24 protein-coding genes and 1 tRNA gene are annotated in these 21961 nt (G+C 69.8%); 17 read left to right on the forward strand and 8 right to left on the reverse strand.

Going from position 1 to position 21961, the window contains the following annotated elements:
- Positions 1-715, reverse strand: a 715-nt coding sequence (locus tag AX692_RS09150) for an HpcH/HpaI aldolase/citrate lyase family protein (protein ID WP_230961051.1), incomplete at its 3' end; no start/stop codon positions are given.
- A 168-nt stretch (positions 716-883) separates the two neighbouring features.
- Between AX692_RS09150 and AX692_RS09155 the strand changes: the two genes are divergently transcribed.
- Genes AX692_RS09155 through AX692_RS20085 form a run of 3 tightly spaced genes read left to right on the forward strand, consistent with a single transcriptional unit; the run spans position 884 to position 4250 of the window.
- Positions 884-1378 carry a (2Fe-2S)-binding protein gene (locus tag AX692_RS09155; protein WP_073977441.1) on the forward strand — a complete coding sequence of 165 codons (495 nt, stop codon included), beginning with the start codon at positions 884-886 and terminating at the stop codon, positions 1376-1378.
- Positions 1375-3642 (forward strand): xanthine dehydrogenase family protein molybdopterin-binding subunit, encoded by a 2268-nt coding sequence (locus AX692_RS09160; protein WP_230959605.1) that lies wholly within the window; start codon positions 1375-1377, stop codon positions 3640-3642. Before AX692_RS09155 ends, AX692_RS09160 begins: the two co-directional genes overlap by 4 nt.
- 23 nt (positions 3643-3665) lie before the next feature.
- The gene (locus AX692_RS20085) at positions 3666-4250 is read left to right on the forward strand and encodes a nucleotidyltransferase family protein (protein ID WP_230959848.1); all 585 of its coding nucleotides are present in this window, start codon (positions 3666-3668) and stop codon (positions 4248-4250) included.
- Here AX692_RS20085 and AX692_RS09170 read toward each other — a convergent pair.
- A complete protein-coding gene (locus AX692_RS09170; protein WP_073975879.1) occupies positions 4163-5167 on the reverse strand; it encodes an XdhC family protein in 1005 nt (334 codons plus the stop codon). The two genes, AX692_RS20085 and AX692_RS09170, sit on opposite strands and share 88 nt — an antisense overlap.
- A gap of 111 nt (positions 5168-5278) precedes the next feature.
- Positions 5279-5355 (reverse strand) — tRNA-Pro (locus AX692_RS09175).
- Positions 5356-5554: 199 nt separating this feature from the next.
- Between AX692_RS09175 and yajC the strand changes: the two genes are divergently transcribed.
- From yajC to secF, 3 genes are all read left to right on the forward strand, one after another.
- Complete coding sequence (gene yajC / locus AX692_RS09180; RefSeq protein ID WP_073975880.1) at positions 5555-5887, forward strand: preprotein translocase subunit YajC; 333 nt, start codon at positions 5555-5557, stop codon at positions 5885-5887.
- 61 nt (positions 5888-5948) lie between these two features.
- The gene (gene secD / locus AX692_RS09185) at positions 5949-7547 is read left to right on the forward strand and encodes a protein translocase subunit SecD (RefSeq protein WP_073975881.1); all 1599 of its coding nucleotides are present in this window, start codon (positions 5949-5951) and stop codon (positions 7545-7547) included.
- 13 nt (positions 7548-7560) lie between these two features.
- Positions 7561-8538 carry a protein translocase subunit SecF gene (secF, locus tag AX692_RS09190; protein WP_073975882.1) on the forward strand — a complete coding sequence of 326 codons (978 nt, stop codon included), beginning with the start codon at positions 7561-7563 and terminating at the stop codon, positions 8536-8538.
- A gap of 12 nt (positions 8539-8550) precedes the next feature.
- On the opposite strand, the gene AX692_RS09195 is transcribed toward secF, so the two are convergent.
- Both AX692_RS09195 and AX692_RS09200 read right to left on the reverse strand, forming a co-directional pair.
- Positions 8551-9735: a glycosyltransferase gene (locus AX692_RS09195; RefSeq protein WP_073975883.1), complete on the reverse strand. Its 1185-nt coding sequence runs from the start codon at positions 9733-9735 to the stop codon at positions 8551-8553.
- Positions 9736-9759: 24 nt separating this feature from the next.
- On the reverse strand, positions 9760-10350 hold the full coding sequence (locus tag AX692_RS09200; RefSeq protein WP_073977440.1) for a helix-turn-helix domain-containing protein: 591 nt from the start codon (positions 10348-10350) through the stop codon (positions 9760-9762).
- Positions 10351-10545: 195 nt separating this feature from the next.
- On the opposite strand from AX692_RS09200, the gene AX692_RS09205 reads away from it, so the two are divergent.
- Positions 10546-11028, forward strand: coding sequence for a DUF6456 domain-containing protein (locus AX692_RS09205; RefSeq protein WP_073976144.1), 483 nt, complete (start codon positions 10546-10548; stop codon positions 11026-11028).
- Here AX692_RS09205 and AX692_RS09210 read toward each other — a convergent pair.
- Together AX692_RS09210 and AX692_RS09215 are read right to left on the reverse strand one after the other, a co-directional pair.
- Positions 11021-11620, reverse strand: a complete 600-nt coding sequence (locus tag AX692_RS09210; protein WP_073976145.1) for a uracil-DNA glycosylase family protein — start codon at positions 11618-11620, stop codon at positions 11021-11023. The genes AX692_RS09205 and AX692_RS09210 overlap by 8 nt on opposite strands.
- Complete coding sequence (locus tag AX692_RS09215; RefSeq protein WP_073976146.1) at positions 11617-13452, reverse strand: ABC-F family ATP-binding cassette domain-containing protein; 1836 nt, start codon at positions 13450-13452, stop codon at positions 11617-11619. The genes AX692_RS09210 and AX692_RS09215 overlap by 4 nt, the downstream gene beginning before the upstream one ends.
- Positions 13453-13577: 125 nt before the next feature.
- On the opposite strand from AX692_RS09215, the gene AX692_RS09220 reads away from it, so the two are divergent.
- The 8 genes from AX692_RS09220 (at position 13578) to AX692_RS20090 (ending at position 19828) form a co-directional block, all read left to right on the forward strand.
- The gene (locus AX692_RS09220; RefSeq protein WP_073976147.1) at positions 13578-14309 is read left to right on the forward strand and encodes an SIMPL domain-containing protein; all 732 of its coding nucleotides are present in this window, start codon (positions 13578-13580) and stop codon (positions 14307-14309) included.
- Between the two features lie 47 nt (positions 14310-14356).
- Positions 14357-14668 (forward strand): PepSY domain-containing protein, encoded by a 312-nt coding sequence (locus AX692_RS09225; protein ID WP_073976148.1) that lies wholly within the window; start codon positions 14357-14359, stop codon positions 14666-14668.
- Between the two features lie 121 nt (positions 14669-14789).
- Positions 14790-15467, forward strand: coding sequence for a response regulator transcription factor (locus AX692_RS09230; RefSeq protein WP_073976149.1), 678 nt, complete (start codon positions 14790-14792; stop codon positions 15465-15467).
- Between the two features lie 28 nt (positions 15468-15495).
- Entirely contained in the window at positions 15496-16920 is a 1425-nt protein-coding gene (locus AX692_RS09235; RefSeq protein ID WP_419470492.1) for a sensor histidine kinase, read from the forward strand.
- A gap of 77 nt (positions 16921-16997) precedes the next feature.
- Positions 16998-17615: a sigma-70 family RNA polymerase sigma factor gene (locus AX692_RS09240; protein ID WP_230959604.1), complete on the forward strand. Its 618-nt coding sequence runs from the start codon at positions 16998-17000 to the stop codon at positions 17613-17615.
- Positions 17612-18541 carry a hypothetical protein gene (locus tag AX692_RS09245; RefSeq protein WP_073981543.1) on the forward strand — a complete coding sequence of 310 codons (930 nt, stop codon included), beginning with the start codon at positions 17612-17614 and terminating at the stop codon, positions 18539-18541. Before AX692_RS09240 ends, AX692_RS09245 begins: the two co-directional genes overlap by 4 nt.
- Before the next feature lie 119 nt (positions 18542-18660).
- On the forward strand, positions 18661-19218 hold the full coding sequence (locus AX692_RS09250; protein ID WP_073977438.1) for a hypothetical protein: 558 nt from the start codon (positions 18661-18663) through the stop codon (positions 19216-19218).
- Between the two features lie 235 nt (positions 19219-19453).
- Entirely contained in the window at positions 19454-19828 is a 375-nt protein-coding gene (locus AX692_RS20090; protein WP_073973074.1) for a hypothetical protein, read from the forward strand.
- 6 nt (positions 19829-19834) lie between these two features.
- Here the strand turns inward: AX692_RS20090 and AX692_RS09260 are convergent, their stop codons facing one another.
- Complete coding sequence (locus tag AX692_RS09260) at positions 19835-20155, reverse strand: chorismate mutase (RefSeq protein WP_073973075.1); 321 nt, start codon at positions 20153-20155, stop codon at positions 19835-19837.
- Positions 20156-20224: 69 nt separating this feature from the next.
- Between AX692_RS09260 and AX692_RS09265 the strand changes: the two genes are divergently transcribed.
- Both AX692_RS09265 and AX692_RS09270 read left to right on the forward strand, forming a co-directional pair.
- The gene (locus AX692_RS09265) at positions 20225-21235 is read left to right on the forward strand and encodes a polyprenyl synthetase family protein (protein ID WP_073973076.1); all 1011 of its coding nucleotides are present in this window, start codon (positions 20225-20227) and stop codon (positions 21233-21235) included.
- Positions 21236-21255: 20 nt separating this feature from the next.
- A partial coding sequence (locus tag AX692_RS09270) for a DEAD/DEAH box helicase (RefSeq protein WP_155646301.1) occupies positions 21256-21961 on the forward strand: 706 nt, incomplete at its 3' end.

Raw genomic sequence — 21961 nt, forward strand, 5'->3', positions numbered from 1 at the left:
GTGCAGCCCGAATTCCGCGACCTCGATGCGCTGGCGGCACCCGCCGCGCGCGTGCCGCCAGCGCATCGAGGTCGCGGAATTCGGGCTGCACCGTCTCGATCGCCGCAACGCCTGCCGCCGCCGCGCCGATCAGGCACAGGCTGCGCGCCATCTCGTAGGTGTGCGAATATTCGCCGTCCGGCCCGCGCTGCTCGCGCGCGCCCAGCGCCGAGGACAGGTCCTCCGCCCCCCAGCTCATCGCCACCAGCCGCTCGCGGCCCGGATAGTCGCCCGCGTAGTCGCCCGTGCGGAACATCGCCGCCGCCGTCTCGGTCACCAGTGCGGCGATCAGCGTGCGCCCCAAGGGAATGCCGTTCGCGGCCTCCAGCGCGGTGAGATAGTGGTGAAGCTGCGTCACGTCCGCCGCGCCTTCGGCCTTGGGGAGGAACACCCCGCCGGGACGCGCGGGCATGATCGCGGCGAGATCGGCGATGCACTCGTGCCCCGCGATCGGGTTGACCCGCACCCACAGCCGCGCCTTGTTCGCGCTGGCTGCAATCTGCTCGGCCACCATCTGGCGCGCGGCGGGCTTGTTCTCGGGCGAGACCGAGTCCTCCAGATCGAGCAGCGCGATATCCGCCGCACTCGCCTCGGCCTTGCCCATCTTCTTCTCGCTGTCTCCGGGCGCGAACAGCCACGAGCGCATGCGGGGCGGGGTGGGGATGGTGTGGGGCATCGGACGTCCTCTCCTCGGTCCCCCAGCGCTTACGGAGCGCGCCCGCGCATCGCAAGCCTGCGTCATTTGCCGGAACCCGCGCGGCCGCAGCGTCTTTCCGTTTGGAGAGGAGGGCCATGCGTTGCTATAGACAACCCAAATTACCAACCAGCGGGGGAGCGCCGCCTCATGGCCATCGCATTTTCTGTAAACGGCAAGCCCGTGAGCGTGGAGGCCGATGCCGATACGCCGCTGCTGTGGGCCTTGCGTGACGATCTCGGCCTCACCGGCACCAAGTTCGGCTGCGGCATCTCCGCTTGCGGGGCGTGTTCGGTGCATGTCGACGGCAACCTCACCCGCTCGTGCAGCGTGCCGGTGGGCGAGGTAGCGGGCAAATCCGTGACCACGATCGAAGGGCTGAAGGCCGCCGACGGCACGCTCCACAAGGTGCAACAGGCGTGGATCGAGGCGCAGGTGCCGCAATGCGGATACTGCCAGTCGGGGCAGATCATGGCCGCCGTGGCGCTGATCGAGGCGGTCGGCACGCCGAGCGACGAACAGATCGACGAGGCGATGACCAATATCTGCCGCTGCGGCACCTATCCGCGCATCCGCAAGGCGATCCTCGCCGCCACCGGCGCGGCGGCAGCCGTTCCCGCCGCCGCCCAGACGGGAGACGCATGATGGCCGACAACCCCAATCCCGATATCGACCTGCCGGAAACCGCAACTCCCGCAGCCAAGCCCAAGCGCAAGGGCATCAAGCGTCGCATCTTCCTCGCCGGCTCCGCGCTGGTGGTGGGCGGCGGCATCTTCGGCGTGTGGTGGACCGACAGCTCGGTCAAGGCCAAGGGCAATGCCCTGATCGGCGGTGAGGGCCGCCAAGCCTTTGGCAGCGTCATGACCATCGCCGAGGACGACACGGTCACGGTCTTCTCGCCGCATATCGACTTCGGCCAGGGCTCGCACACGGCGCTCGCGCAGATGCTGGCGGACGAACTCGATGCGGACTGGAACAAGGTCGCGATCGAGCAGGCCCCGGCCGACCTCGCCTTCGCCAACGCCGCGCTCGCCAAGGGCTTCCTGCCGACGATGGCGGGCGAAACGCTGGCAGGGCTGATCCCCGATGCGGTGATCGGCATGATGGCGCGCTCGATGCCGCTGATGATCACCGGCGGCTCATCGGCGATCCGCTTCACCGGCGAGATCGCGATGCGCCGCACCGGCGCGGCGGTGCGCGCGGCGCTGGTCGCCGAGGCCGCCGACCGGCTGGGCGTGCCCGAGAGCGAGCTCACCACCGCCGATTCTGTCGTCACCCACGCCAAGTCGGGCAAGTCGCTGCGCTATGGCGAACTCGCGGCTGGCGCGGCCGAGCGCTCGCTCGCCAGCGATCCGGTGCTCAAGACCCGCGAAGAGTGGAAGCTGATCGGCACCGGCGTGCCGCGCCGCGACATTCCGGCCAAGGTCGATGGCTCGGCGGTCTACGGGATCGACTTCACGCTCCCCGAGATGCGCGTCGCAACCATCGCCGCGGCCCCGGTGCGCGGCGGCAAGCTCGAGAGCGTCGACGAGGCCCCGGCGCTCGCCGTGAAGGGCGTCGAGAAGGTCATCAAGCTGCCCGATGCGGTGGTGGTGATCGGCTCGGGCTACTGGCCCGCCACCAAGGGCTTGGCTGCGCTGACACCAAAATTCTCCGACGGCGGCCATGCGGCGGTCTCGACCCCGGCGATCTACGCTGCGCAAGCCAAGCTGATGGCGGGCGGCAAGCCCGACAACGAGGGCGGATCGGGCGATGTCGACGGCGCCTTCAAGGCAGCGGGCGCGAAGCTGGTCGAGGCCGAATACCGCGTCCCCTTCCTCCATCACGCGATGATGGAGCCCTTCGCGCTCACCGGCCACTTCAAGGACGGCACGCTCACCATCTGGGGCGGGCTGCAGGACCCGCTCAGCACCCGCACCCGCGCGGCCAAGGCGGCGGGGCTCGATGTCGAGAAGGTGGTGTTCAACACCATGATCATGGGCGGCGGCTTCGGCCGGCGCTTCCCCGATATCGTCGAGATCATCGACCAGATCGCGCTCGTCGCCACGCAGGTGCCATACCCCGTCAAGCTGGTGTGGAGCCGCGAGCAGGAAGTCACCCACGGCTCCTACCGCCCGCAATCCTCGGCCAAGCTGGCCGCTTCGCTCAAGGACGGCAGCATCACCGCGCTGCGGATCGATTACGCCCAGAGCGGGAATGCCGAGGGCGAGGTGCCCTTCATCTACAACATTCCGGCGACCTCGCGGCGGCATTTCGCCTACCAGTCGAACCAGATCGACGGGCCGTGGCGCTCGGTCAATGCGACGCAGCTGGGCTTCTACACCGAGAGCTTCATGGACGAGCTCGCGCTGGCGGCAGGGGCGGACCCCTACCAGTTCCGGCGCAAGCATCTGGCGGCGGATTCGCGGCATCTCAAGGTGCTCGATGAAGTCGCCAAGCGCTCGGGCTGGGGCACGCCGCTGCCCGAGGGCGTGGGCCGGGGCATCGCGATTGTCGAGAGCTTCGACACGATCGTTGCCGAGGTGGTCGAAGCCACTCTCAAAGAGGACGGCAGCCCCAGGGTGGTGCGCGCCTTCGCGGTGGTCGATTGCGGCACCACGGTGAACCCCTTGAATGCCGAGGCGCAGATCATGGGCGGCCTCATCATGGGGCTCTCGTCGGGCATCGGCGAGGCGGTGACGCTCGAGGCGGGCGCGGTGGTCGAGAGCAATTTCTCCGACTACCCGATCCTCAAGCTGGCCGACGCGCCGCCTGCGGTGGACGTACATTTCGCCGACAGCGGCGCGAAGACCGGCGGGATCGGCGAGCCGGGCCTGCCGCCCGCGACCCCGGCGCTGGCCAACGCGCTCGCCTCGCTCACCGGCAAGCGCATCCGCAACCTGCCGATTCTCACGCAGGCGAAAGCCTGAGCCTCGGTCGCTGGTCGGCGCTGATCCTCGCCGCGGGGGCGGGGCGGCGGTTTGCCAAAGATGGCGGGAGCGGCAAGCTCCTCGCCGACCTCGGCGGCGCACCGGTCATCCGGCGGGTGGCCGAGCGGGTGCTGGGCGCAGGCTTTGCCGAGGTGGTTGTCGTCACGGGAGCGGATGACGCTCCGGTCCGCGGCGCGCTGGATGGGCTCGCCTGCCGGATCGTCCACGCGCCCGGCTGGGGCGAGGGCATGGCCGCGAGCCTGCGCACCGGCATTGCCGCGCTCGATTCCGCGAGCCAAGGCGTGTGCGTCTTCCTTGGCGACATGCCGCTCGTGCCTGTGGCGCTGTGCGCTGACCTTGTCGAGCGGGCGCAGGCCGCGGGGTACGCCGCAAGGCCGCGCTGCGAGGGCAAGCCCGGCCACCCTGTAGCCTTGACCCGCTCCGCCTTTGGCGATCTCCTGATGCTGGAGGGCGATGCCGGGGCGACCGCGTTGTTGAAGGCGCACTCCGAGCGGGTTGCCTACCTCGACACCGCCGACAGCGGCGTGCTGCTCGACATCGACACGCCCGACGACCTTGCGGCGGCCGCTGCCGCGTGGAAGGCCTGAGCCACCTCGGCCACCAGCGAGAGCGCCACCTCGCGCGGGGCCTTGCCGAAGCCGTAGAGCCCGATGGGGGCATGGAGCCGCGCCAAAGCCGCCTCGCCGACGCCGTGGCCGCGCAGCTTTGCCACCCGCTGCTCCAGCCGCACCCGCGCGCCGATGGCGCCGACATAGAAGGCCGGGGAGGAGAGCGCCGCCGCAAGCCCGCGCTCGTCATCCTCGCGGTCGTGCGAGAGCACCGCGACAGCGGTCCAGCGGTCGGGTGCGATGGCCTTGAGCGCCCCCTCCGGGTCGCCGCGGTGGTAGGAGATCGCTTCCATCGGGGCCGCCTCCGGCCCGCCGGGGGTGACGAGCGCGACCTGCCAGCCCATCGCCAGCGCCAGCGAAGCCGCGCTGAGCGTCGCACCGTCCTCGCCGATCAGCACCAGCTTGAGCGGCGGGGGGAAGAGGCGGGTGTAGCGCGCGCCATCCCAAGCATCGCAGGGCGCCTCGCCGGCGGCTTCGGCGCGGCGGGTGGTGCCGTCGCTCGAGAACAGCACCGGCGCGCGGGTGCGCCAGCCATCGAGCAGCGCCGCCACCGCCGGTTCGCCGGCCGCGACCGGCTCGACCAGCACGGTGATCCCCGATCCGCAGGCGAGCTTGATGTCGATCCACGGGCTCCCTTCGCCATAGCGCAAGGTGCGCGGCGCACCCTCGGCCATCACTGCGCGGCCATGGCGCGCGACATCATCCTCGATGCAGCCGCCCGACAGGAACCCCCAGTGCTCATCCGGCGTGATCAGCATCTGCGCGCCGACATCGCGCGGAGCCGAGCCGTCGACCTCGACCAGTGTCGCAATGGCGAAACGCTCCGGCAGCGCGGGAAGCGCCAGCAGCGCCTCGCGGATGTCGTCGACGGGAGCGGCAAGGCGCCAGCGGGTCATCGGCAGGTGCGGCTTTCAGGAGAAGGCTGGGACAAGCCGTCAGCCTAGCCCGCGCGGGTGCGGCACGCAATTGCGCGGGCACGGGCGGCGGACACGGAGAAAGAAGTCCACTGGTCGGGACGAGAGGATTCGAACCTCCGACCCCCACACCCCCAGTGTGATGCGCTACCAGGCTGCGCTACGTCCCGACACCAGTGGAGCGGGGCCTATAGGAGCGCACGGGGAGGCTGGCAAGCGGGTTTGAAAGGGCACAGGTGTTGCGCCTGTGCACCGTCTGTGCCCCCTCGCGATTGCGGCTCGCTTGCATTGCTGCTAGGCGCGCCCACTTGAATGGTCGGGGCGGCAAGCCCCGGACGACATACCACGGGATCTGACGGGCTCTAGCGCATGACAATCGACCTTCTCGCCGCCGCTGCCGGGGCGGGCGCGCCTTCGGGGGCGGCCTTCTGGCTCAACATCGTGCCGATCGTCGGCATGATCGCGATCTTCTGGTTCCTGATCATCGCGCCGCAGATGAAGAAGCAGAAGGAGCACCAGGCCAAGATCGCCGCCGTCAAGAAGGGCGATCAGGTGGTGACCGCGGGCGGCCTCGTCGGCAAGGTGGTCAAGGTCGACGATGTCTATGTCGAGCTCGATCTCGGCCCCAATGTCCGCGTCAAGGCGATCAAGGCGACGCTGGGCGACATCATTCCGCCCGCCGGCAAGCCCGCCAACGACTGAGGCTGCGCGGCGGCATCGGCCCTTCGCAACCATGAACCTTTGCGTGTGAGACCCTGACGCAATGCTCGACTTTCCCCTCTGGAAGAAGCTCTCGCTGTGGGCGATGACGCTCGCGGCCTCGCTGCTGGCGCTGCCCTCGCTCGCCAATGTCGCGGGGCTCGACTGGCCCTCGGCACTGCCGGAGCCGCAGGTCAATCTCGGGCTCGACCTTGCCGGCGGCTCGCACCTGCTGCTCGAGGCCAAGGCCGCCGACGTGCGCGCGCAGCGGCTCGAGAACATGGAGGAGACGGTCCGCCAGCTGATGCGCAACGCCGAGCCGCGCATCCGCATCGGCGACGTCTCGACCGCAGACGGCCAGCTCTCCTTCATCCTCGAGAACGCCGCCGATATCGACCGCGCGCGCGGGCTGATCGAGCCGGCGATGCAGGGCGCGACCACGGTGCGCGAGTGGGAGCTCAATGTCGTTGACGGCCAGCGCATCGTGCTCAGCCAGACCGAGGCCGGGGTGAACCAGGCGATCGACGATGCGATGGACAGCGCCACCGAGGTCGTGCGCCGCCGCATCGACGAGCTCGGCACGCGCGAGCCGACCATCATCCGCCAGGGCGAGACCCGCATCGTCGTGCAGGTGCCGGGGCTGCAGGATCCGCAGGGGCTGAAGGACCTGCTCGGCAAGACCGCGCAGCTCGAATTCAAGCTGGTCGATCTCGATGCCCTGCCGACCAATATCGAGGCGGGAATCGCGCCGGCGGGCAGCCAGATCGTCCAATATGCCCCCGGGACGCCCGGTGCGGGCAGCGCGATCGCGGTCAAGCGGCTGGGCGGGATCCGCGGCGACAACCTCACCGGCGCGCAGGCCGAACGTGACCCGCAGAACGGCCAGAGCGTGGTCACCATCGCCTTCGACGCGCAGGGCGGGGCCAAGTTCGCCAAGCTCACCACCGAGAATGTCGGCAAGCCCTTCGCGATCATCCTCGATGGCCAGGTGCTTTCCGCGCCCAATATCAATGAGCCGATCCTCGGCGGGCGGGCGCAGATCGCGGGGAGCTTCACCCCCGAAAGCGCCAACAACCTCGCGATCTCATTGCGTTCGGGCGCGCTGCCGGTGCCGCTGGCGGTGGTCGAGGAACGCACCGTCGGGCCGGACCTCGGTGCGGATTCGATCCGCAAGGGCCTGATCGCGATGGGCATCGGCAGCCTTGCGGTGATCGCGCTGATGATCGCGACCTATGGCCGCTTCGGCATCTACGCCACGGTCGCGCTGGTGTTCAACGTGCTGATGCTGCTCGGGCTGATGGCGGTGTTCGGCTTCACGCTGAGCCTGCCGGGGATCGCGGGCTTCGTGATCACGATCGGCGCAGCGGTCGATGCCAACGTGCTGATCAACGAGCGCATCCGCGAGGAGCGCGCGCGCGGGCGCCGGGTCGTCGCCGCGGTCGAGACCGGCTACAAGGAAGCCAGCCGCGCGATCTTCGATGCGAACCTCACCAACCTCATCTCGGCGCTCGCGCTGGGCGTGTTCGGCAGCGGGCCGGTGCGCGGCTTTGCGGTGGTGCTGTTCATCGGGATCATCACCTCGGTGTTCACCGGCGTGACCCTCACCCGCATGTTCGTCGCCGGATGGCTGCGCAAGGCGCGCCCCAACGACATCACCATCTGAGGAGCCGGGACAGATGAAACTCCTGAAGCTTGTCCCCGACAACACCAACATCCAGTTCCTGAAACTGCGCGTGCCTTTCTTCGTGCTCAGCCTCGTGCTGATCGTGGGGAGCTGGATCGCGGTGGCAGTCAACGGCCTTGCCTTCGGCGTCGACTTCGCCGGCGGACAGGAGGTGCGCATGACCTTCACCCAGCAGACCACCGCGCCGATCCCCTCGCTGCGCGAGAAGATCGCCGGGCTGGGCTACGGCGAGCCGGTGGTGCAGGAATTCGGCGCGCCCAACCAGGTCTCGATCCGCGTCAAGCTGCCCGACGGCGCCGAGGAGACTCCCGATGCCGCCAAGAAGATCGGCGAGCGGGTGATCGCGGCGGTCAGGGCCGACCACGCCGACGTCCGCGTCGACGGCAACGACACGGTTTCGGGCAAGGTCGCGGGCGAGTTCCGCAACCAGGCGATCCTCGCGCTGCTGGCGGCGATGGCGGCGGTCTCGCTCTATATCTGGGTGCGCTTCGAATGGCAGTTCGGCGTCGGCGCGATGTTCGCGCTGGTGCACGACGTGTCGATCACGCTCGGCCTGTTCGCGCTGACCCAGTGGGAGTTCAGCCTGCAGATCGTCGCCGCGATCCTCGCGATCATCGGCTATTCGCTGAACGACACCATCGTGGTCTACGACCGCATCCGCGAGAACCTCAAGAAATACCGCAAGATGGAGATGGGCGCGCTGCTCGACCTGTCGGTCAACGAGACGCTGGCGCGCACCGTCATGACCTCGCTGACGCTGTTCATCGCGCTGATCCCGCTGCTGCTCTTCGGCCCGCCGAGCCTGTTCGGCATGGTCGCGGCGATCACCGTGGGCCTGTTCGTGGGAACCTATTCCTCGATCTACATGGCCGGGCCGCTGCTGATCTGGATGGGGGTGACGACCAACAGCTTCGTCCCGACCGAAACCGCGCTCGACAAGCAGGAAAAGCTGGCAAAGGGGCAGGGGTAAAGCGCGTCGCCCTCAGGCGGCCGTTACCAACCCCTCCCAATACGCCGCCAGTGCCGCCGCATTGGCGTCCCAAGAAAACCCCTCGGTCAGCGCCGCCACCGCCTCGCGCGGAGGCGGGTTGTTGAGCACCGCGTTGATCCCGGCCGCCACGGCCTGCGGATTGCGCGCGACCAGTCGCCCAGCGACATCGCTCGCTATCAGCTCGCGCGCGCCGCCGACGTCGCAGGTCACCACCGGCGTCCCGCAGGCGAGCGCCTCGACCCAGGCATTGGCGAGGCCCTCGCTGGCCGTCGGCAGGACCATCACGTCCGCCGCCGAGAGGATCAGCGGCATCAGGTCATGGTCGATCGATCCGGCGAAGTGCACCCGATCTGCCACCCCCTCGCTCGCGGCAAGCGCCCTGAGACGCGCCTCGTCCTCGCCCTTGCCGACCAGCACCAGCCGCGCGCCGGGGATGTCGCGCAAGGCCTGAATGGCGATCGCCTGCCCCTTGCGCGCGATCAGCGCGCCCACGCAGGCGAGCAGCGGGGCATTGTCGGGCATGGCAAAGCCCAGCGCCTCGGACAGCTGGCGGCGCAGCTGGGTGTGTTCGAACGGGCGGAAACGGTCGCGATCAAGCCCGGTATAGTGCACCGTGATCTTGGCCTCATCCATTCCCATCGCCGCCATCTGCTCGGCCAGATCGCGGCTGACGGCGAGCAGTCCCTTCGCCGCCTGCGCTGCCGCCACCATTTGTGACCGGGCGAAATCATGCCGCCCCCACAAGGTGATGTCACTCCCGCGCGCCTTGATCGAGAGCGGCAGGCGCAAGCCCCGCGCGATGATCGCCGCTGCCGGGCCGTCGGGGAAGAAGAACTGCGCATCGACGAGATCGAAGGGCGCCTCGGCATGGAGGCGCCGCGCCAGCGGCAGCACGGCCCGCGCGATGGCGGCGGCGTTGCGGCGCGCGCCGATGCGCGGGATCAGGGTGAAGTGCGGGCGGTTGATCGTGACGCCGCCTTCCTCGGCCACTGCGGGCAGGTCGGCGAGCGCGCGGTAGCGGCCGAGCGCCAGCGGGGGCAGGCCGACGGGATTGACCACCGTCACCCGCCAGTCCCCGCGCTTGGCCAGTGCCTCCAGCGAGCGCGCGACGAAGGTGCCGAACCGCGGGTTCACCGGGTTGGGATAGAGCGTGGAGAGGACGAGGACGTGCTTCACGCCTGCCTCCCTACGGCCTCCATGTTAAAGCGCCCTAACCAGCATGAAGGCGACCGCGACCCAGGGCGGGTTGTCGACCACCACCTGTTTCACGCCGACGCCGGGGGGAAGGAGCCGGACGCGGGCGCCGTCGCGCTCGATCAGCCGCCCGAAGGCGAAGCGCCCGCCGGGCCGGGGGACGAGGCAATCGCGGTTCATGGCGCGGCCCAGGGACGATTGGTCCGCTTGCGGATCGAGCGGGCGCAGCCACACGAGGTCGCCCGGGCGGTATTCGCCGACGCTCTCGGTGACCGCGAGCACCATCGGGGAAGGGCCGTCACCTTCGGCGAGCGCGCTCGGCGCAAGCGCCTCGCGCGGGGCGGTGAGGGGCTGGGGGCCGGCGGCGGTCAGATCGGCGACGATCTGCGCCGGGGCGGCCGCCTCGGCGCGCATCAGGCTGGCGGGCTCGACGCCGAGCGCTGCGGCGATCTTGTTCATCCATCCGAGCGAGAGCTGGCGCATCCCGGTCTCGAGCCGCCCGATGGTCTGCGCGGTGGTCGGCGGATCGCAGGCGGCGGCGAGATCGGCCAGCGTCAGCCCCTTGGCCTTGCGGATGTCGCGGATGCGGTTGGTCATGCCATGCCCTCAAGTAGCGAAGCGGTAGGGCGACAAGGACTCGCCCTCGAGTAGCGGTTGCCCAGCACAGCCGAAGGCTGAACCGGTAGGGCGACAAAGAACACCCCAACAGAAAAAATAACCGGATTGGTTTCTTCTTTCCTACAGATGATCTTTGTTGGCAAGTCTTGCCGGAAACAACCGGAGGATCTGACCATGAAGCGCCATCTCGTCGAACGCGAACTGACTTCCGAAGGCCCGCGCCAGCGCCCGGCGGGGCCGGGGGGTCTGGCGCGCTCGCGCTCGGTGACGGTCAATCTCGCCGAGAGCCCGCTCGCCTGGCTGCACGCGCGCGGGCACCTGTCGGAGCGGCTGTTCGACGCGGGCGAGGCGCTGCGCGCCGATTACGAGCGCGCCCAGCTGCCCGCGAGCATCACCATGCGCTGGGACCCGGTGCGCGCAAAGTCGACCGCGCCCGGCGGGCTCGACCCGAGCGAGAAGCAGATCGCCGCGCGCCGCCGCTTCGACGGGGCGATCAGCGCGGCGGGGCGCGGGCTCGAGGACATCCTGTGGCGCGTGGTCTGCGCGGGCGAGCCGCTGCCCGAGGCCGAGAAGCGCCTCGGCTGGCCCTCGCGCAGCGGCAAGCTGGTGCTCAGGATCGCGCTCGAGCGGGTGGCGGACTATTACCGGATCAGGTGAGGCGGGCGGCAACCGCCGCGCGCAGGGCGGGGAGCACCTCGGCCTCGAACCACGGGTGCTTGGCCATCCACAGCCGCGAACGCCATGCGGGGTGGGGGAGCGCGATGCGATTGCCGAACTGCCCGAAGGCGCGCACCCGCTCGGTGAGCGACAGCCGCCTGGCCTCGGGCAGGTAGCGGGCCTGGGCATGGGTGCCGACCAGCAGCGTGAGGCGATCCTCGGGCAGGTGGGCGAGCACCGCATCGTGCCACTGCGGCGCGCATTCGCGGCGCGGCGGGGCGTCGCCGCCCGCCGCCTTGCCGGGGTAGCAGAACCCCATCGGCATCTGCGCGACCTTGTCCTCGTCGTAGAACAGCGCCTTGTCGATGCCGAGCCAGTCGCGCAGCCGGTCGCCGCTGTCATCGTCCCACGGCACCCCGGAGAGGTGAACCTTGGTGCCCGGCGCCTGCCCGATGATGAGGACGCGCGCACTGGCCGAGAAGCGCGTGATCGGGCGCGGCCCGAGCGGCAGGTGCGCGGCGCACAGGGTGCAGGCGGCGATGCGCGCCCGAAGCTGTTCGACGGTGTCCCCCGGTGCCGTGGGGCCGCTCATCCCTCGACCAGCTCGGCGAGGGTGAGCCAGCGCTCCTCGGCCGCGTCCTTCTCGGCCCGGGCATTGGCGATGCCTTGCGAGATCGCGGCGAAGCGGGCGGGGTCGGCGGTGTAGAGCGCGGGGTCGCCGAGCAGCGCCTCGCCCTTGGCGATCGCGGCCTCGAGTTCGGCGATCCGGGCGGGCAGGATCTCGTAATCGCGCTGGTCCTTGTAGGACAGTTTCGGGGCGGAGGCAGGCCGGGCGGCGGCGGCTGGTTGTTGCGCAGGTGTTGCAGGGTATTGCGCGGGTTGTTGCGCGGTTTTGGCGGGTTTGTGCGCAGGCTGTCGCCTGGCTTCCCAATCGGCATAACCGCCTGCGACAATGTCCACCTTGCCCGACCCGTCGAGCCCGAGGGTGATGGTGACGGTGCGGTCGAGGAAGTCGCGGTCGTGGCTGACGATGAGCACGGTGCCCTCGAAGTCGGCGATGACTTCCTGAAGCAGATCAAGGGTTTCAAGGTCGAGGTCGTTGGTCGGCTCGTCGAGCACCAGGAGGTTGGCGGTGCGGGCGAACTCGCGGGCGAGCAGCAGGCGGGAGCGCTCGCCCCCCGAGAGGATGCCGACCTTGGTGTCGACCAGGCCCGGATCGAACAGGAAGTCCTTGAGATAGGCCATGACATGCTTGCGCACGCCCCTGACATCGATCCAGTCGCCTCCTTCCGCGAGGATCTGGCGGACCGTCGCCCCCGGTTCGAGGAGCTTCCGCTGCTGGTCGATCATCACGCCCGACAGGGTGCGCGCATGAGTGACCGAACCGGTGTCGCTCTCGATCTCTTTGGTGAGCAATTTCAACAGCGTGGTCTTGCCCGCGCCGTTCGCGCCGACGATGCCGATGCGGTCGCCGTTCTGGATGCGCAGGGAGAAGGGCTTGATGACCGCGCGCTCCCCGTAAGTCTTTGAAATATTGTCGGCGACGATCACCGACTTGGACTTGAAGTCGTCATCCGAGGCGAGCTTCAGTTTGGCGGTGCCAGCGCCCGAGATCATCGCCGCCCTGACAGCGCGCATCTGGTGCAGCTTCTCGAGCCGCCCCTGATTGCGCTTGCGCCTTGCGGTGACCCCGCGCTCGAGCCAGTGCGCCTCGATTTTCAGTTTCGCATCAAGGCGTTCCGCATTGCGGGCCTCCTCGGCGTAGACGGTTTCCTCCCACGCCTCGTAGCCGCCGAAGCCGATCTCCTTGCGGCGCATGGTCCCGCGGTCGAGCCACAGGGTCGCGCGGGTCAGGCGGGTGAGGAAGGTGCGGTCGTGGCTGATCGTGATGAAGGCGCCGCGGTAGCGGCTGAGCCAGTCCTCGAGCCAGTCGATCGCGGCGAGATCCAAGTGGTTGGTGGGCTCGTCGAGCAGCAGCAGATCGGGCTCCTGCGCCAGCGCGCGGGCGATGGCGGCGCGGCGCTTCTCGCCCCCGCTGGCGGTGGCGGCGGGGCGGCTCATGTCGATGCCGAGCTGGCCGGCGATGGCCTCGACCTCGTGGGCCGCCGGCGCATCCTCGCCGCCAATCGCGAAGTCCATCAGCGTGGCGTAGGGCGCGAAATCGGGATCCTGTTCGAGGAACACGATGCGCGTGCCCGGCTTGACCCGTCGCGCCCCGCGGTCCGCCTCCAGCCGCCCGGCGATGAGCCGCAGCAGCGTCGTCTTGCCCGCACCGTTGCGGCCGATCAGCGCGAGGCGGTCGCCGGGGAGCACATGGAGATCGATCGGCGCCGCGCCGCTGGTCGGCGTCGGCCCGCCGAACAGCCAGCGGCCGCCCTGCTGCAAGGCCACGCCTTCGAGCGAGAAGATGGGGGGCTGTGCCATGGTGCGCCGCACCTAGGGGCTCGAGGCCCGAGCGGCAAGGGCACGCCGCAAGCCCGCCCGCCTTGCCGGTTCAGTCGCGCGAAAGGCGGGGCGCTCCAAAGCCGCGGCGAACCGGAGGAATTGCCATGTTGAAGCCCGTCGCCACCCTCGCTGCCGCCTCGGCGCTGATGCTGCCCGCCGCCGCCTTCGCCGCGCCGCAGGTGAATCTTGCGCCGACCGGGCCGGTTATCGAGCTCAGCATCACCGAGAGCATCGAGGCCGCACCCGATCAGGCGACGGTCGGTGCGGGGGTTACTACCACCGCGCCCACGGCGACCGAGGCGATGCGGCAGAACGCCGCCGAGATGGCCAGGGTCATCGCCCGCATCAAGGCATCGGGGATCGCCGAGAAGGACATCCAGACCACCGGCGTCGCGCTTGGCCCGCAATATGACTATCAGAACGGCGGCCCGGTGTTCCGCGGCTATCAGGCCAGCAATCGGGTCAGCGTCATCCTGCGCAAGATCGATGATACCGGCCGCGTGCTCGATGCGCTGGTCGAGGCCGGCGCGACCGACATCGGCGGGCCGAGCTTCGCCATTGCCGACGACACTGCCCTGAAGGCGCAGGCGCGCAAGGCTGCGGTCGCGCGCGGCGCGGCGCAGGCGCGGGCCTATGCCGCGATGCTCGGCTATGAGGATGTGCGGGTGCTGGCTGTCTCGGAGGGCATTGCGGGCAATGTGGTCCCCTACGCCGCGACCAAGACGGTGGCGCTCGAGGCGACCGCGACTCCCATCCAGCCCGGCCAGGTCGCGACCGGGGTGAGCGTCACCATCACCTACGAACTGCTCGGCCAAGCCGCCGCCGGAACGAAGTGAGCCATTCACGGCTTGTTCAATGGACATCACCTAGGCACAATCCTGTCATGAACGCCCGCTCCGCCCTTCTTTTCGCTTCGCTTGCCGCCGCCATGCTGGCGAGCGCGCCCGCACGCGCCGAGCCCGACAAGCTGCGCGGCGAGCAAGGCGAGGCACGGCGCGAGGCGCAGGCGGGCAACATCATGCGCTCGGGCGAGATCGAGGCGAAGATCCTGCCCCAGATGCGCGATGCCGAATATCTGGGCTTTGCCTATGATTCGACCGCGCGCGCCTATCGCCTCAAGTTCATCAAGGATGGCCGCGTGACCTATGTCGATGTCGACGCCCGCACCGGGCGGATCATCGGCCGTTCGCGCTGAGCAGGGCAGGCATGGCCATTGAGCGGGGGAAAGCGGCCCGGCAGGTGCTGAGCGCTTGCTTGACGCGTCACCGCCAAAAGCGCACGAACCCAGCGGACATCAACCAGGAAACCGGGGACCCATGCGCATTCTGATCGTCGAAGACGAACCCACACTGGGCGCGCAGCTGAAGGCGACGCTCGAAGGCCAGGGCTATGCCGTTGACCTCTCGGTCGATGGCGAGGACGGGCACTTCATGGGCTCGACCGAGGATTACGACGCGGTGGTGCTCGATCTCGGCCTGCCCGAGATTGACGGGCTGACCGTGCTCGGCATGTGGCGGCGCGAGGGCCGCGCCTTCCCGGTGCTGGTGCTGACCGCGCGCGACAGCTGGTCGGACAAGGTCGCGGGCCTCGATGCGGGCGCCGACGATTATCTCGCCAAGCCCTTCCAGACCGAGGAGCTGATCGCCCGCCTGCGCGCGCTGATCCGCCGCGCTTCGGGCAATACTTCCTCCGAACTGACTGCGGGCGACGTGCGGCTGGACACCCGTTCGGGCCGCGTGACGCTCGCGGGCGAGCCGGTCAAGCTGACCGCGCAGGAATACAAGCTGCTCTCCTACCTCATGCACCACAAGGGCAAGGTGGTGAGCCGCACCGAACTGATCGAACATATCTACGATCAGGATTTCGACCGGGATTCGAACACCATCGAAGTCTTCGTCACCCGCATCCGCAAGAAGCTCGGCGCAGACGTGATCACCACCATCCGTGGCCTCGGTTACAGCCTCGACGACCCCGCCGACCAGCCGCGCGCCTGAGGCGCCGGCGGGCGGCGGCGATGCTCCCGTGACCTTGCCGGCAGGCGAGGGCGAGGGTGTGCCCGAGGCCCCGGCACCCGCTGTCGCCAAGCCCCGCGCCAGCCTTGCCCGGCGCATGGGGCTGATTGCGGCGGGGTGGATCTTCGTCCTCCTCCTTGGCGGCGGCATCGCGCTCGAACGCACGCTCACCGCGCAGGTCGAGGCCAATTTCGACGAACAGCTCGATTACCAGCTCACCGCGATGATCGCCTCGGCCGAGATCGACGCGAGCGGCGAGGTATGGTTCTACCGCACGCTGGGCGACCAGCGTTTCCTCGAGCCCGGCAGCGGGCTCTACTGGCAGATCTCGGGCGGCAATTTCGAACCCTGGCCCTCGCGCAGCCTGTGGGACAGGACGCTCAGGCTTCAGGGGGCGCAAGGGAAGGGGGAGCACTTCGACAGCGAGGTGCACATCTACAATTCCGACCAGTTCAGGGGCGAGCCGCTGCGGATCGCCGAGCGCACCGTGATCCTCCCCGGCAGCGAGACGCGCTGGACCTTCGCGGTCGCCAGCGCCACCGAGCAGATGGACGCGCAGATCGGGCGCGTGCGGCTGATCCTGATCTGGTCCTTCGCGGTGCTCGGCCTCGGCTTGCTGGTCATGGCGCTGCTCCAAATTCGCTACGGGCTTTCTCCGCTGCGGCGGGTGCGTGCGGCGATCCAGAAGCTGCGCACCACGGGCGCGAACCGCATCACCGATCCGCTGCCCTTGGAAGTGCAGCCGCTGGTCGAGGAATTGAACGCCCTGCTCGAGCATTCCGAGCGGCAGGCGGAGGAGGCGCGGCGCCACGCGGGCAATCTGGCGCATGCGCTCAAGACCCCGCTGACCGTGCTCACCAATGCCGCCACCGCGCGCGCGCCTGACCTGGGTGACGCGGTGATGCGCGAGACCCGCACGATGCAGCGCCATGTCGACCACCACTTGGCCCGCGCCCGTGCCGTCGGCCGCCGCGCGGTCGGCCACGCGCGCACCAACGTCATGGCGAGCGCCGAGGCCGTGCGCCGCGCGGTCGAGCGGCTCTATCCCGAGGGGCGGCTCGACATCGCGGGCGACCGCAACGCGCTGGTCTCGCTCGAGCGGCAGGATCTGGACGAACTGCTCGGCAACCTGATCGAGAATGCGGCCAAGTATGGCGGCGGCTCGGTCTTCGTCACCATCGACCCCGACGAGGCTGAGCGCGACCCGAAGATGTGCCTGATCTGGGTGGAGGATGACGGCGCGGGCATCCCCGAGGCCGAGCGCATCCGCATCTTCGACCGCGGCGTCAGGCTCGATACCGGCAAGCCCGGCACGGGGCTCGGCCTTGCGATCGTGCGCGACGTGGCGGAAATCTACGGCGGCAGCGTGACACTGGGGGAAAGCGAAGACCTCGGCGGGCTGCTGGTCGAATTGCGCCTGCCGCGCGCGGAGTGAACACGGCGCGAAGGGTTTCTTAGCCGCCCGCGTTGTAGGGGCGAAGACATCGACGCAAACAGGCCATTTGCGACCCTATGCACACTGCGACCGAGCCCGCTTCCGCCGCCAGGTCCGCCCCGCCGCCGGGCGACGATGCGGCGTGGGCGGCCCGGCTGGCGGCGCGCGATCCGGCGGCGCTGCGCGAAATGATCGCGCGGCACGGGCCGGCGCTCCACCGCGTCGCCTATCGCATGACCGGCGACGCGCACGAGGCCGAGGACATCGTGCAGGAGGCGCTGCTGCGGCTGTGGGACCATGCGCCCGCCATCGCGGCGAAGCATCCGGTCGGCAGCCAGGCGGCGGCGCGCCTCAGGCTTGGCGGCTGGCTCCAGCGGGTGGCGACCAACCTCGCCATCGACCGCCTGCGCCGCGCCCGGCGCCTCTCGGGCGGCGAGGTGCCCGATGAGGAAGACGACGCTCCGCTCGCCGACGCAGTGCTCGAGGCGGGCGAGCGCGACAATCTGGCGCGGGCGCTGGTGCTCGGCCTGCCCGAACGCCAGCGCGCCGCGATCGTGCTGACCTATTACGAGGAGCTGCCCAATGCCGAGGCAGCCGAAGCGATGGACATGAACATCAAGGCCTTCGAGAGCCTGCTCCACCGCGCCCGTGCGGCGCTGCGGCAGGCCCTGACGGCGCAAGGAGACGCGCCATGAGCGTGAACGAATCCGACCGGGGCAGCGGCCCCATCGCCCCCGGCAGCCCGCTCGCGCGGGTGCTCGACGGCTACCGCGCCCCCGATCTTCCGGCAGGCTTTGCCGAGCGCGTGCTCGCGGCCGCAGAGGCGCGCCCGCTGCCTCTCCCCGAGTTGCGCCGTCCGGCGCGCAGCCGTCGCTGGCGCATCGGCCAGCGCCTCGCCATCGGCGTCGCCAGCTTCGGCGCGCTCGCCACCGCCGCGGCGGCGACCGGCCTGCTCGAGCAGCTTGCGATCCCCGTGCCCTCGGCCAAGACCGTGTGGGCGAGCCTCACCGGCAGCGCCGAGGCCGCCGCCGCGCCCGAGCCGGTCGCCGCCGCTGCGCCCGCGTCTGCGCCCACGCCTGCAGCCGTGGCCATCGAAGGCCCGATCGACACGCCCGAGGAATTGCAGGAGGCGCTGCGCCGCGTCGACCAGGTCCGTGCCGGCCGCCGCGAGGAGCGCCGCGCGATCATCGACCAGCGCATCAAGTCCGAGATCGAGCGCCGCCGCGCCGCGGGCCTGCGCGTGCCTACGCCCGAGGAAGAGGCACGGCTGCGCGCCAGGATCGAGCAGGCGGTCACCGCCCGCGAACAGCGCGCCGATGCTGCCGCCACCGCGCGGCGCGAGGCGATGCAGCGCAAGGTCGAGAACGGCGAGGCGCTGACGCGCGAGGATCTCACCGGCGGCAAACCGCTCAGCCCCGAGGCGCGCGAGCGCTTTCGCGGCCTGCGCGACTTGCCCCCTGGCGAGCGGGTCAAGGCCTGGCGGGAGATGTCGCCCGAGGAGCGCCGCGCGCTCGCCGACGAGCTGCGTACCCGCCGCGCGGTGCGGTTGCCGCAGCAACCCGCGCCCGCGCCTGAACCCGCACCTGTCCCGTCGCAGGACACCCCGGCGCCTTCCGAATAAATTTGTCCTCCGCCGCGAAGGGCAATCGCGGCTGCGGCGTTGAGTTCATGTCACCGGCAGCGACCCCGCTTCCTTCGCCGGGACGGATCAACCCCCTGAAGGGATGGAGGAATATTACGATGATCAAGACCCCGCTGATGATCGCCTCGCTTGCTGCGATTACGCTCGCCGCGCCGCTTGCCGCGCAGGAACAGACCCGCACCAAGACCTATGAAGGCCCCAACGCCACCGCGACCCAGACCACCACGGTCAACCCCGAAACCGGCACCGCCACCCGCGACCGAGCGGTGACCAACGTCAACACCGGCAAGACCGCCACCAGCAGCGCGGTGCGCCAGCGCACCGAGACCGGATCGACTATCGGCGTCGTCCAGACCGGCCCGAACGGTGGCACCCGCAGCCTCGAGGGCGAGCGCGTGCGTACCGAAGGCGGCTCGACCTTCACCGGCACCGCCACCGGCCGCGGCGGCGAGACCTACGGGCTCGCCGGCAGTCGCAGCCGCGATGGCCAGGGCAATTCGCAGGCGAGCCAGAGCGTGACCAATGCCGCGGGCGAGACCCTCGCCTCGCGCGACCGCGTCACCACCCGCGGGGACGGCCAGGTGAACCGCACCGTCTCCAGGAGCCGCGCCGAGGGCGTCTCGCGCCCGCCGCGCGCCCGTCGTCCGCGCGGCTGATCAGCCGGTTTCCGCCGCTCCCGCAGGCAACGCGGCCCCGCTCGCCTGCATGACCCGCGAGCGCGCGGATGTGGCGGGCGCGAGGCCGATCTGATCCGGCCGGCCTCGCGCCAACACGCTGGGGGCACGCAGCCCGGGATGGCAGCGTGCCCCTTTTTTGCGGGCGCAGTTCACCTGCGGTTCAAGCCTTTCAGGCGACTGATTTGCCGATAGATGCTTGTCCGGAGGCGATGACGTGAACCGAGGGCCCCGCACCGTTCTGTTCCTGGCACCGCTGCTGCTTGCCGGATGCGCCGCGGATTCGCTCGAGGGCGAGCGCACGGTCTTCCACAACCCCTATGCCCCCGCGGCACTCGATCCAGATGGTGTCGGGCCGCAGTGCGAGACCAAGGCGCGCGCCGATGATTCGACCTGTCTCGGGGTGCCGCTGACGCGCAAGGGGCGGGGCAATGCCATCGGGGTGCCGCTCGCCGAAACGCCGCGCCTCACCCGCGACCAGCGCCGCCTGCTGCGCGAGCGCGCCGAGCTGCTGGAGGCGCTGCGCCGGCAGCCGCCCATCACCCCGCCGCCGCCGCCGCCGCCGACAGCCGCGCCGACGCCGGCACCGTAAACCCGCTCAGCCCGCCGCCGCGCGCTCGTGGTGGCGGATCACCTCGTCGATGATGAACCGCAGGAACTTCTCGGAGAACTCGGGGTCGAGATCGGCCTCCTCCGACAGTTTGCGCAGCCGCGCGATCTGACGCGCCTCGCGGTCCGGGTCGGCGGGCGGGAGGGTGGCCTTCGCCTTGTACTCGCCGACGGCCTGCGTGATCCGGAACCGCTCGGCGAGCATGTGGATCAGCGCGGCATCGATGTTGTCGATGCTCTTGCGGAAGCCCGCCAGAACGGGATCGGGTGCCTGTTCAGCCGAGGTCGGGTGTTGCGGATCATGCGCCATGCGCTGCGAAACTAGCAGCAATTCTGCGCTTGCCAAGGACGCGCGCGCCGCCCTAGGAGCCAAGCCAGCATGAGTGCCGACATCATTCCCATGCCGCGCAAAGGCCCGACGCTCGACCCCATGCTGTCGCTGACCGCGGGCGGCATGAATTCCGTCAACGCCGTGATCCTCGACCGGATGCAAAGCGAGATCCCGCTGATCCCGCGCCTCGCCGGGCACCTTATCAGCGGTGGGGGCAAGCGGCTGCGGCCGATGCTGACGCTCGCGGGCGCGGAGCTGGTCGGCTACCAGGGCACGCGCCACCACAAGCTCGCTGCCGCGGTCGAGTTCATCCACACCGCCACGCTGCTGCATGACGACGTGGTCGACGGCAGCGAGCTTCGGCGCGGGAAGGCGGCGGCCAACATCATCTTCGGCAACCCGGCGACCGTGCTGGTGGGCGACTTCCTGTTCAGCCGTGCCTTCGAGCTGATGACCGAGGACGGCTCGCTGCGGGTGCTCTCGATCCTCTCGCGCGCCAGCGCGGTGATTGCGGAAGGCGAAGTCTCGCAGCTTTCCGCCCAGCGCCAGATCAACACCAGCGAAGAGCAGTACCTCCACATCATCGGCGCCAAGACCGCCGCGCTGTTCGCCGCCGCCAGCCAGATCAGCGCGGTGGTGGCCGAATGCTCGGAGGAGCAGGAGCGCGCGCTCGAGGCCTATGGCCGCAACCTGGGTGTTGCCTTCCAACTGGTCGACGACGCGATCGACTACGATTCCGACGCTGCCGAAATGGGCAAGGATCAGGGTGACGACTTCCGCGAGGGCAAGATGACCCTGCCGGTGATCCTCGCCTATGCTCGCGGGGGCGAGGACGAGCGGCGGTTCTGGAAGGACGCGATCCTCGGCCATCGCACCACGGATGAAGATCTCGCCCATGCGATCGGGCTGATTGGCAAGCACAATGCGGTCGAGGACACCCGCGAGCGCGCGCGCCACTTCGCGCACCGTGCGATCGACGCGATCTCGATCTTCCCCGACGGCAAGGCACGCGCCGCGATGGCCGAAGCGGCACAATTCGCGGTCGCGCGGGGGCATTGAGCGGGCTATCCGCCGGGGTGATGCACCCCGATCTGCCCATTCACGCCGTCCTGCCGGACATCCGCGCCGCATTGGCGGGGCCGGGCGCGGGCGTGCTGATCGCGCCGCCGGGGGCGGGCAAGACCACCGCGGTTGCGCCCGACCTGCTTGGTCAGGACTGGTGCAGTGGCCAGATCGTCATGACTTCCCCCCGCCGCGTCGCCGCCCGCGCCGCAGCCGAGCGCATGGCGGAAATGCTGGGCGAGAAGCCTGGCGAGACCGTCGGCTACATGACCCGGCTCGACAGCAAGGTCTCCGCGAAGACCCGCATTCTCGTCGTCACCGAGGCCATTCTGGTCAACCGGCTGGTCGAGGATCCCGAGCTCCCCGGCGTCTCGGCGCTGCTGTTCGACGAGGCGCATGAACGCGCGCTCGACAGCGATCTGGCGCTGGCATTGGCGCTCGAGACCCGCGCCGTGCTGCGCGAGGATTTGCGGGTGCTGGTGATGTCGGCGACCATCGACGGCGCGCGTTTCGCCCGGCTGCTGGGCGATGATGCGAAGGTGATCGAAAGTGAAGGGCGCAGTTTTCCGCTTACGATCAAATGGCTTGGCGGCGATGCCTCGCGGGGAATCGAGGATCGCATGGCCGCCGCCGTGATGACCGCGTGGCGCGAGGAGACGGGCGACATCCTCGCCTTCCTCCCCGGCGTGCGCGAGATCGAGCGGGTGCGCGAGCGGCTCGAGC

The sequence above is a fragment of the Erythrobacter donghaensis genome (assembly GCF_001557325.1).
In the GTDB taxonomy this organism is placed as follows: Bacteria; Pseudomonadota; Alphaproteobacteria; order Sphingomonadales; family Sphingomonadaceae; genus Erythrobacter; species Erythrobacter donghaensis_B.